Source organism: Kitasatospora sp. NPDC091257, assembly GCF_044757675.1.
GTDB classification, from domain to species: Bacteria; Actinomycetota; Actinomycetes; order Streptomycetales; family Streptomycetaceae; genus Kitasatospora; species Kitasatospora lactacystinica.
This window is the reverse complement of sequence record NZ_JBIVVI010001363.1, coordinates 1-2,221: the sequence shown is the minus strand read 5'-3', so window position 1 is coordinate 2,221 and position 2,221 is coordinate 1. Positions and strand designations below refer to the sequence as shown.

Genomic DNA, 2,221 nt, shown 5'->3' with positions numbered 1-2,221 from the left:
CCTGGTGTTCCTGAACCGGGACGACATGCGCGAGCGCGGCCTGGACGAGTTCGACCGGGTGGACGTCACCAGCACCGCCCGGGACGGGTCCACCCGCTCGGTGCACGGCTACCTGGCCGTCCCGTACGACATCCCGCGCGGCTGCGCGGCCGGGTACATGCCGGAGCTGAACGTGCTGTGCGCGATCGGCGACTACAGCACCCAGAGCGACCAGCCGATCATGAAGCACCTCAAGGTGACCGTCACCAAGGCGTCCTGACCGGCCAGGACACCTGACCGCCCCGGCCGCCCGGCCCCGGCGGTCAGGTGTCCTGGCCGGAGGGCTGGGGCGTCCAGCGGTGCAGGCCCTTGCGGTCGTAGTAGCGGGTCATCCCGAAGCCGAACAGCAGGGCCAGCGCCGCGCCGATTCCGATCATGACCCAGCCGCGGGTGAGCCCGGCGTCGGCCCTGGCGTCGAAGAAGAGGATCGCCCGGATGCCGTCGCTGAGCTGGCGCATCGGCTCGAAGAGGCTCAGGAAGCGGTAGAAGCCGGGGACCGCCTGGAGCGGGACGGTGGCGCCGGAGGAGGGCAGTGCCAGCGCGATGAAGACGAACATCGACACCAGCTGCCCGATCCCGCCGAACGCGGCGTTGATCGCCTGCACCCCGAGGCCCACGGCGAGGCTGGCGCAGTAGGCGAAGATCCACAGCTGTGCCAGGTGGGGGGCGTCCATGCCCAGGACGCCGACCGAGCAGAGCACCACGAGCGAGGTGGTGAGCAGCATGATCCCGGCCGTCATGACCATCTTGAGCAGCAGGGTCTGGGTGCGGTTGATCGGGACGGTCGGGCGGCGGGTGTGCCAGGGGCCGATCTCGCTGTCGCTGTAGCCGAGCGCGCCGTCGACGCCGTTGTGGACGATGTTGCCGCCGATGAAGCCGGTCAGCACGGCCAGCAGGGTGAAGTAGAAGGCGCTCAGGCCGAGCCCGCTGTGGCCGCCGATCGGGTGGCCGACCTGGGTGGTGACGGCGATCGGGTCGGCGAGCAGCAGCCGGGCGGTGGCTCCGGTGTCCGGGCCCGGGGCGCCGGAGGCCGGTACGGCGGCCAGCAGCTGCCCGCCGAGCGCCGTCGAGGCCTGGTGGGCGGCGTTCTGGGCGATCTGCGCGGCGATCGAGGAGCCGAGGCTGCCCATGCCGGGGTTGGTCAGCACGGTGACGGTCGGCCGCTCGACGGCGCCGCCGGCGACCAGCGAGGTGACGGCGGCGCTGAAGTCCTTCGGCACGACCAGCGCGCCGTAGACCTTGCCGGCGGCGAGCTGTTCGCCCAGTCCGGCCGCGTCCACCTGCCGCCACTGGACGGTGCTGTCGGGAGTGCCGGCCACCACGGCCGCGGCCAGCCGGGCGCCGAGGGGCTCCGCCTGCCCGGGCGGCGGCGGGCCCTGGTCCTCGTTCACCAGGGCGATCGGCAGCCGGTGCAGGTGCCCGCTCGGGTTGAGGATGCCCCCCATGTAGAGCAGGGAGAGGAGGACGGCCAGCAGGCAGCACAGGACGCCGGGGAAGAGCCACAGTTTCGGGTTCCGTGCGAGCGCCAGTGCCCGCGCCTGCCGGGGAGGCCCCTGGGAGTCTGCGGTCGCCATGCCACCCCTCGGGTTCGGGCACGACCTGGTGCCGGTGCCGGTACGGCGGGAAGTCGTTCCGTGGCGGCCCGGCGGCCAAACCCCCGTCACCCGGCCGGCCGCCGCCCGCCCCGGGGCGTGGAAGGGCAGCAGCGGACAGCGGCGGGCGCGGACGGGCAGCGACGGCAGGCACCGGCGTACGCCGACAGAAAGGTAAAGGTTTTACCAAGTGCGCAAGTATCGCTCCCGGGCGGGACTAAGCTCTGACGAGTTGGGGTGAACCGGCGGTCGCGTCGCGCGGGCCGGTGAGCTCCTTGCCGCGTCGATGACACGCACCACGGGGTGCGCCGGCCGGGAGGAGGCGAGAGACATGGATTGCAGTAGTCCGGGCCACAGTTGCCCCTATCCCCGCCTGCCCTCGCACACCTCCGGCATGCGGTAACACCTTTCCCCGCAGCACGTCCTGACGATCCGTCACCATTCTTCGGCAGTCATCAGCGACGACGGCACGCCATGTCCGCACGCGGCTCCGCCGTGCCCGCACGCCACCGTACGGGCCGCGCAGCCGCGCGCCGATGCGCCGTGCCCGCCCGCGGGGAGAGCCGCCGCCTGCCTCCGAACCGCCCCCC

The 2,221-nt window shown here is 72.7% G+C and carries 1 protein-coding gene and 1 pseudogene; one reads left to right on the top strand and one right to left on the bottom strand.

Annotated features, from left to right (window positions below):
* Positions 1–259 (top strand): annotated as a pseudogene (locus ACIQOV_RS38300) (formate dehydrogenase); the annotation flags it as partial.
* A gap of 43 nt (positions 260–302) precedes the next feature.
* On the opposite strand, the gene ACIQOV_RS38295 reads toward ACIQOV_RS38300, so the two are convergent.
* The gene (locus ACIQOV_RS38295) at positions 303–1,613 is read right to left on the bottom strand and encodes a YhgE/Pip domain-containing protein (RefSeq protein WP_401055380.1); all 1,311 of its coding nucleotides are present in this window, start codon (positions 1,611–1,613) and stop codon (positions 303–305) included.
* Between the last annotated feature and the right edge of the window lie 608 nt (positions 1,614–2,221).

Excerpts from the sequence above, each read along its gene's own strand:
- ACIQOV_RS38295 (WP_401055380.1), bottom strand. The coding sequence starts at position 1,613 with ATGGCGACCGCAGACTCCCAGGGGCCTCCCCGGCAGGCGCGGGCACTG.